The sequence below is a fragment of the Saliphagus sp. LR7 genome, assembly GCF_003344565.1.
In the GTDB taxonomy this organism is placed as follows: Archaea; Halobacteriota; Halobacteria; order Halobacteriales; family Natrialbaceae; genus Saliphagus; species Saliphagus infecundisoli.
Map to the genome: position 1 here is coordinate 19832 of NZ_QPND01000033.1, position 7929 is coordinate 27760.

Genomic DNA, 7929 nt, shown 5'->3' on the forward strand with positions numbered 1-7929 from the left:
TCTCAACGGGATCAGCGCCGGACATGTAGTATGGACTGTAAATCAAGACTCCACGAGAAGGAGGGGACTTTTGTTGGAGAAAATAACCCTGCGTGGAAACCAAAGGTTCAGAAGGAATGTCGCTGGTGCGAAGGTCTGTTTGAAATTCGCCCTTCACGTATCGATAGACTCCACTTTTGTAGTGATACGTGTCGCTCCAACTGGCGGTCGGAATGGGCCTCTGGTGAAAGTTCACCAGTCTGGAATGGTGGAAAAGAGACGCTTAGCTGTGAATACTGCGAGGCAAAATTTGAGGTGAAACAGTCCGGAGCTCCATCAGCACGATTCTGTTCGATACGATGTCGAGCAGATTGGCAGTCAGAAAACCAATCTGGTGAGAACAGCCCTCACTGGAAAGGTGGTCACGCAACGAACTACGGTGATACGTGGAATCGCCATCGACGAATCATCGCCGAATACTATGATAGCTGCCAGTTATGTGGAGGGGATGGGAAAGATGTTCATCACATAACACCGTACAAAACCTTTGACTCCGATAAAGAGGCGAACCAACTTACTAATCTCATCTATCTTTGCCGTGACTGCCACGCTAAAATTGAGGTGGGCAAGAAGGAGTGTCCCCGACCCGAGGCTCTGGAAGATATTTTAGTCGGTGTTAATGAAATCTGTCACGAAGCGTGTGTTCAACACGCCGAGAATCCGAAGCAGATCATCAATGAGATCGAGGCGTTCGAGCCGACCTAGTCCTGTCCGTATCTTTTCTTGGCTCTGTAGTTTCGGTACACGGCGGCGGATTTCATGGATAACGGACGGTGCGGCGAAGGTTATAGACGGTGGCTTTGAGCAGCATTTCACGGAATTCGAGCCACCAGCTTCGCGCACGCACGGCAGCGCCGAGCGTGCGCTTGATCGACGAGAAGACGGTTTCTGACATGGAGCGCTGATGGTACCGATCACTGTCCATGCGGGCGTTGTGGGCGTGATCGAGCGGATTCATGATACGGTGTTTGATGAGGGGTCGGACGCCGTTTTCACGGAGTTCGTCGCGGAACGCTCTCGCGTCGTACCCGCGATCAGCCGCGAGGCTTCGCAGGTCGCCGGCGTTTCGCCGGGCGACCTGCGGGCCGATCTTCGCGTCGTGCTTCTTCGAGGTCGTCGAGTGAACGTCAGTGATGTACAGCGTTTCAACGTCCACGAGAGCCGTGACTTTCAGCGCTCGGACGCGGTAATGCGTGCGGTTGGCGTAGTGGCGGCTGGGCTGATCACGGTCAAAGCCTGTCGAATCGATCGCAGCGTGGCCAGTGCGTTTCTCGACGGAGGCGTCGAGAAACGCATGCCACGTCTTCGTCGGAATTCGCTCGAACCAGGTACGCAGTACCGTGTAGTGAGGGAGTCGCGTAAGACCGATTTCATCGAGGACACCGGGCATCTCGCTGAGCAAATCTACCGTGACACGGTAGGATTTGCCCAGCTCGAGACGAAGTGCATGGAGGGTGAGCATCGCCCATTCGGCGAACCCGCGACCCCGTTCGGGGTCGGCGGGTCCGTCGGGATTCGCAACAACTGATTTAGACTTGGCGACCGTAACACGGGTGAAGAGGCGGATTTCAGATGTCACACTGATCCGTCTCTTCGCTTTCTACGGCAATAACGCGGTCGTAGAGTCCTCGCCTAGCGAAACTACAGAGCCAACGAATTGAACAGCCGAGTATCACATACCTTTGCGACCTCGGTCTGATCAACGTCTTCGAGAGCTGCGACCGATCTAATAATCGCTATTCTTGGCAAGGTCTCCGACCAACCAAACTCCTTTCTCACCTCCTGACCGTCCTTCTCAAAGTCGTTCATACGTTCTGCGCCAACGCCGCTCAATAGTGAAACCCGCGAAATCAGCTCTCGGCTAGCGATCCTGCGAAGCAGATGGAAGTGTAATTTCCATCACCATTAATAACAACCTTTAATAATGCTTTGGACAATAGTAAATTTGTCATGGCACGACATAACAGGCGGTCGTTCCTTCAGCTAACGGGTACAGTAATCGGCGCTGCAACGCTCGGTGCAGGCACCGCGACGGCGACCACCTCGGACTCGCGGTTCTTTATCAATCTCCGCGATGTTGACCGCTCGGAGGTCCCTGATGACGTCGAGATTATCCACGATCTCTCACAGGCCGACGTCCTCGTTGCACGCGGCGACCAGGAGCGCGTGAACGGAACCACGGTCGCCGACCGTGTCATCAATCGCGGGGACGACCGCACCGGTGCCGTTAAGTCCCGTAGCGGACCGACTATCGATGGCAAAGGGTCGAGTCACAACCACGACGGCGCACCGAAAAACAGCGAGTTCCAGTGGGACAAGCGTGTTCAGGACGTCAGCAACGAACTGACCGACAAACCGGGTGGCGGCAAGTCCATCCACGACACGACGACTGGCGCGGGTACCCGCGTCGCCGTCGTCGATTCAGGCGTCTACGACGGCCATCCGGATCTCGCAGGCGTAGTCAACGACGAACTCTCCGAGAACCTCTCGGAGGACGACTACGACTGGCGGCCCAACGGCGCCGGTGACCACGGGACCCACGTCGCCGGCATCATCGCGGCGACCAACAGCAACGACGGTCCCGGTGGAGGTGTTCTCGGCACCGCGCCCGACACCGAAATCGTCTCCTACCGGATGTTCTCAGGTGAGGAGGGCAAACAGGGCGACGGCTACGCTGGATGGGTGAAGGCCGCCGAGGCCGGCTGTGACGCCATCAACTACAGTGTCGGGTTCCCCGCACCGTATGTCTACCCCGACGACTACCCCTTCCTAAAGGAGGAACTTCGCATCGCCGAGCAGGTCGCGGCATACGTCCGCTCGCAGGGTACGGTCATCGTCAACTCCGCGGGCAACGACGGGCTAGACATGACGCCTGAGAGCACGCTGAGCCTCCCGACCGAGGCCGACGGCGTCTTCGGCGTCAGTTCAACCGGCCCCATCGGCTACGGCTGGGGCGGGAAACACAGCGACAACGAGGCGAAGTGGCTCACCGGCAATCGCCTGGAGGAGCCCACGGCGACGCCCGCATTCTACACAAACTACGGGAGTGCGGTCGACGTGAGCGCCAGCGGCGGGAACGCCGACCTCGAAGCCCTCTCGAGCAACCCGGACGCTGCCAACGACCTCGTCTACTCGACGGTGTATGAGACTGAAGGCGACGAACTCTCCCCCGCCTACGGCTGGAAGGCCGGCACCTCGATGGCCGCCCCACAGGTCAGCGGCGCGGTCGCGCTCGTCCGGTCGCTCCGACCCGACACGAGCGTCGAGGAGGTCGAATCACTCATCCAAGAGACCGCGAGCAGTGCTCCCGGCGGCGAAACCTACCACGGTGCTGGTCATCTAGACTTGCAGCAGCTGGTTAGAACGGCTGACACTCGCGGCCGTGGTCGTGGCGGTGGAAACTGACAGGGACGCAGCGGGTCTCGATAAGTGTAGCTCAACAGTTGAGCTGCTAGTTTAACATTTCTGGGGATCTATTTATCGGAAGGATTTCGGAGAAGCACGTTGCCTAGCTTTCCGACGAAGGCCGCAAAACGTTGGACTGGTTCATTTCAACCGGTGGACGAACGGCCGATGACAATACCCGTGGGCGGATTCTTCTGAAGGCAGATGACGGGCACACTGATTCGGAAATCAGTGAGCACGTCGGCTGTCACTGGAAAACCGTCTACAACACTCGCAAAGCGTATGCCGAGCAAGGACCCGCCGGCGACGACCCGCGGCCGGGGAATCAGATTCAGGGTATGGATAAAGGGTTTATTCGAGGGCGTTGCCTCCCGAGTGTGAATCCGTCTAATGGGGACACACGGTTAGTAGAACACGAGTTCGATTGGGGGGAAACCTCCCCGAGCGTTGCAGTCGTCTATACGCTCGCGTCTCTCGAAAACAGAGACACGGCGGACGGCCCGCCACTGTATGAATACGTTGACCCCGAGTCGCTGGATACGCTCGTCGCCGAGAGTGGGGACGTTTCAGTAACGTTCCCTGTACGGGGGTACGTAGTCGGGATTCGCGGTTCGACGGTCGCCGTCACCCGGGCCGTGTGTTGAGCTCTCAAGTTTAATCTGATCGTTACCTTGGTCTGCTTACTGATCGGCTACGTTAGTAACCTCAATGGGATCGTGAGAAGAATCCCGATAAATACGAGAGCATAGAATACGTTCCATGATTGAGTGCTAATACTGTAAAATAAGCCAGCCAAGATGAGGATATACCCAACAGAGACGAGGTACAATACGGTCTCCCTTTCGAGAAGTCCATTTCCCGTTTCGTTGTCGCTCAACATACACTCAATCTGACGAGAGGTAATATAAACCTAGTGACACCAGATCCTACGAACTGTGAGTTCCCTGTATGTAACAGCTGTTTCAGGCCCGCGTCCAGTCAAAAAAGAAGCCTGGTTCCTCTGATCGACTGTCTACAGATCGCGGGCCTGGACGGTTCGCCGGTCGTTATCTTCGGCCCGCTGGGCAGCATCTTCGAGCAACTCCGCGACCTTCTCGTCGAGGGCATCGTAAAAATCCGCTGCCACGTTCTGGTCGTCGAGTTGGTCCTTCACTGCCGATTTTACGATGAGGTCTGCCATACGACACTCATCAGTACATACCTCTTCGAGAAGTAGTCTTCGGCTTTCTAGCGTCCAAGACGACGTCCAAACAGCCCTCAGTCGGCAATCACAGAACAAGCCGAAGAGGAGACACCCACATTGCTGCCTTGTGCAACACGCTTTTTGGAAATGCGCCCTATTGTTGCACAAGGCTGATGACTCCACCTACCGCACCGGCGTCCCTTCCTGATTATATCGCCGACGGACTCCCGAAACAGGACGACGAGACCCTTCGCGATACTCAGGAGTACATCGATCAGTTGCTCGCCGATCGCGAACGGCGCCGCGAGGAGCCGGTCACTGAAGACGACCTCCCCGATGACGTCGACGTCGTCGAGGAAGGATCGAGCGGCACCGTCTATCACGAGTATCGAACCTGCGGGGACGACACCTGTCAGTGCATGAGTGGTGGGCCGAAACACGGCCCGTACGCGTATCGGGCATATCGTGACGGAGATACCGTTCGTCGCGAGTACCTCGGCAAAGCCGAATCAGAGTAAAGCATCGGTTTACTCCACACAGGGGGCGTCCAGTGGGTGCCGGTCGAAAAAGCCGTCGTCGATACAGAGGAAACACGGTGTCTATTCGGAGAATCACATGCCTGTTTTCTAGCTCCACTTCTTTTCGGAATATGTTATGGCACGTAAGTACACGTCATAACATATATAGCCCTGCACAGCGAACACAGTTGTATGAGTGGATCTAGCTACGATAAGACGATTCAGTTCCGTGCTGGGGCCGAAAAAGAAGCTGCGGAATTGCTTGATGAGATTCATATTGGGGGTGTTAATGTAAGTGAGCTTGCTCGAGTAGGGTTGGTAGAGATGCTCCAGCGTTCACTGGATGAACAAGACGAGATCGCGGTCTATGAACGATACAGCCGCGGTGAGATCGATGAAAGCGTGGCTCGTGTCCTTCTCGGTGAGAAAATCGACAGGATGGAAGAGGAGAAAGAAGCGTTCGACGCGGCTATGGAACGAGATACATCGTCGTTCGTTGTTGAGTAAATGGCGAGCGAGCCTCGCTATCCGATATTGGCCGATACGAGTTCACTCATTGCTATTGCGAACACCGAACAGTGGGAATTGGTGAAAGACTCCCTTACCCTCACGACGACAAACGTCTGTAAGCACGAACTTCAAACCCACGTCAATTCAAACAAGTACCCACCAGAAGGGAGCCGCGAACAGTATCTGAAACAAGGAAGCCAGCGGATCCTTGAACACCTAAACAGCAATCCTTCGTCGTGGTCGTGTGTGACTGTCGTTCCTCGTCCACACGGGCCGGATGCAGGTGAGGAATCACTCAAGCAGGACCTTTCTGAACACGGTGATGAATACCAGATCGTTTCGCTTCTCGATTCAGCTGCGAGACGGTCAATTCGGCGTCTAGTTGACGACCATGAATATGACGTTGATGTTGTGGGGCCTCCGTATCTCCTCTATGTCCTCCTTGATAACGATCTCATCTCAAAGACAGAATTCTGTGAATCAACAGTAGAAATGGTTCGTAGGGAGGGATGGACAGGATACGAGGTCGTCAAAAACGCATGGGCCAGTATCCCACTTGATTGTGCCGAGATACTGGATGACGATTACGATGACGCACTGCCACCGTGACATCCTCCTCGCCGTAAACGGCGAGGCTTCCCACGCATGGGGAATACCAGTTAGTCGTCGCTGGCAGAGGGTTTCGACTCTCGAAATGCCGTGAGCGTCATCTGCGCTGGTACGCTCTTCTCACGGTGAGTCGTGGCGGTGTCACAACCGCGCCCATCCCGAGGCGAGTCATCGCGTCCGGCCTTGTCAAGCGGGACGCTCTCTCCCCACGGGTCAACCCGTCGTGCGATATTCGCGGAAGCGTTGATGTCGGCCTGAAACGTCGAAACGTGGCAGTCGTCGTTCGGGCACCGGAACTCGGCCTGCGAGTCCCGCCGACCGATGCGGTGGCACGAGTGGCACGTCTGAGACGTGTACGCTGGATTCACATACTCGACCGGGATGCCTGCTTCCGTCGCCTTATCCTCGATGCGCCCTTGCAGTCGGGCGAACGCCCACGAGTGAAGCCGACGGTTCATGTACTTCCCGTAGTCGAGACGCTCACGGATGTACGTCAAGTCCTCCATCACCAACACCGGATTCTCGTACTGCTTGGCGTACTCAACGGCCTGCCGAGACGCCTTCTCCACGATGTCGGTGAGCGCGTTCTGGTAGTGTGAAAAGCGGTCTTCAATCCGCCACTCGGATGCGTCACGCTCTTGGAGTCGTTTCAGGGTCGTGTGCATCTCTTTGCGGAGATGCTTCGCACTGCTTCCGCTACACACGAACGGGTCAGTCGGAGAACCGTCCTTGAGGGCACAGCCCGTGATGAGGGCGGTTTCTCCGATGTCTAAGCCGATGTGCGTGGCGTCACCGTCAGTCGTTGGTTCTTTGACCGGGTACTCGACGGTGACGTGTAGTACCCAGTTCTTCCGGTGCTTCTGAAGCCGTATCTCGCCCGCCTTCGCGTCCTCCGATACGAGGTCGTGCCAGAGGTCTTCCTGCTCGGGGTTGATGCGGAGCGGTATCCAGAAGTTCGTTCCGCGCCCCGGTCGGGGAACCCACCACGTGAACTCGTAGTCGCGTTCTTTGGAGTGGTCGAATGTCGCGGCTTGGTTCGTAAGCCGTATCGGGTGTTCGTCGTCTAACTCTTGCGCGTTGTACGTCTTCCGGAGCTTCGGAACGTAGTTGCACAGAGCAGCCTTCGCCTGATACGGGAGGTCGTAGGGCGTCACGATGTCGCTCACCGCCGACATGGTACCCGCCCCGGCGTCGAACGCCTCTTGCAGACCGTCACGGTAGGTTTCGAGCAGGTCGTTGAGTTTCGACTGCTTGTGGGCTGTCGGTGAGGCGAACGTCGCTTGAAGCGTCTTAGTTATCGTTGTCACTAACGTCTAATCCCTTCTCGATTAGTTCAGCGTAGGCACGAGGATGTCGGATGCCATTGTCTCGGGCGTAGTCTTTCACCCGCTCGTGTAGGTCGCTCCCTCGTTCCATATCGATTTCAGTTCGCACAATTCTTTGTACGTTATTTTGGTGCTAATAACTTACGTTCGGTATTCGGACTGCTGTAGACTGTGGGTTGCGTAGTCGAGTGACGCGAGTCACGCCCGCCGTAAACAGTAGACGCCGAATCAAATTGAAAGCGGACGAAGTTCGCCCTTCCCGTAACCTCATCGAGGAAATCAGGAACAGACCTTCACAGAACGGACTCGAAAAGTGAGGGATTGCCGCCGCTCGGCGGCG

The 7929-nt window shown here is 56.3% G+C and carries 9 protein-coding genes; 6 read left to right on the plus strand and 3 right to left on the minus strand.

The window, feature by feature from the left end; translation table 11 throughout:
• Positions 1-30: 30 nt before the first annotated feature.
• A complete protein-coding gene (locus DVH23_RS21460; RefSeq protein ID WP_114579401.1) occupies positions 31-744 on the plus strand; it encodes an HNH endonuclease signature motif containing protein in 714 nt (237 codons plus the stop codon).
• A 52-nt stretch (positions 745-796) separates the two neighbouring features.
• Here the strand turns inward: DVH23_RS21460 and DVH23_RS21465 are convergent, their stop codons facing one another.
• Positions 797-1618 carry an IS5 family transposase gene (locus tag DVH23_RS21465; protein WP_114579402.1) on the minus strand — a complete coding sequence of 274 codons (822 nt, stop codon included), beginning with the start codon at positions 1616-1618 and terminating at the stop codon, positions 797-799.
• 371 nt (positions 1619-1989) lie between these two features.
• Here DVH23_RS21465 and DVH23_RS21470 point away from each other — a divergent pair, with 371 nt between their 5' ends.
• Together DVH23_RS21470 and DVH23_RS25375 are read left to right on the plus strand one after the other, a co-directional pair.
• Positions 1990-3444 carry a S8 family peptidase gene (locus DVH23_RS21470; protein ID WP_114579403.1) on the plus strand — a complete coding sequence of 485 codons (1455 nt, stop codon included), beginning with the start codon at positions 1990-1992 and terminating at the stop codon, positions 3442-3444.
• A gap of 131 nt (positions 3445-3575) precedes the next feature.
• A complete protein-coding gene (locus DVH23_RS25375) occupies positions 3576-4088 on the plus strand; it encodes a HalOD1 output domain-containing protein (protein WP_114579404.1) in 513 nt (170 codons plus the stop codon).
• Positions 4089-4456: 368 nt separating this feature from the next.
• Here DVH23_RS25375 and DVH23_RS21485 read toward each other — a convergent pair whose 3' ends face one another.
• On the minus strand, positions 4457-4624 hold the full coding sequence (locus DVH23_RS21485) for a DUF1931 domain-containing protein (protein WP_114579406.1): 168 nt from the start codon (positions 4622-4624) through the stop codon (positions 4457-4459).
• A gap of 176 nt (positions 4625-4800) precedes the next feature.
• On the opposite strand from DVH23_RS21485, the gene DVH23_RS21490 reads away from it, so the two are divergent.
• The 3 genes from DVH23_RS21490 to DVH23_RS21500 all read left to right on the plus strand — a co-directional run bounded on the left by DVH23_RS21490 (position 4801) and on the right by DVH23_RS21500 (position 6264).
• The gene (locus DVH23_RS21490) at positions 4801-5145 is read left to right on the plus strand and encodes a DUF6788 family protein (protein WP_114579407.1); all 345 of its coding nucleotides are present in this window, start codon (positions 4801-4803) and stop codon (positions 5143-5145) included.
• A 192-nt stretch (positions 5146-5337) separates the two neighbouring features.
• A complete protein-coding gene (locus tag DVH23_RS21495) occupies positions 5338-5652 on the plus strand; it encodes a hypothetical protein (RefSeq protein WP_114579408.1) in 315 nt (104 codons plus the stop codon).
• An 81-nt stretch (positions 5653-5733) separates the two neighbouring features.
• Positions 5734-6264, plus strand: a complete 531-nt coding sequence (locus DVH23_RS21500) for a hypothetical protein (protein ID WP_232833879.1) — start codon at positions 5734-5736, stop codon at positions 6262-6264.
• A gap of 50 nt (positions 6265-6314) precedes the next feature.
• Here the strand turns inward: DVH23_RS21500 and DVH23_RS21505 are convergent, their stop codons facing one another.
• Positions 6315-7571, minus strand: a complete 1257-nt coding sequence (locus DVH23_RS21505; protein WP_114579410.1) for an RNA-guided endonuclease TnpB family protein — start codon at positions 7569-7571, stop codon at positions 6315-6317.
• Positions 7572-7929 lie beyond the last annotated feature (358 nt).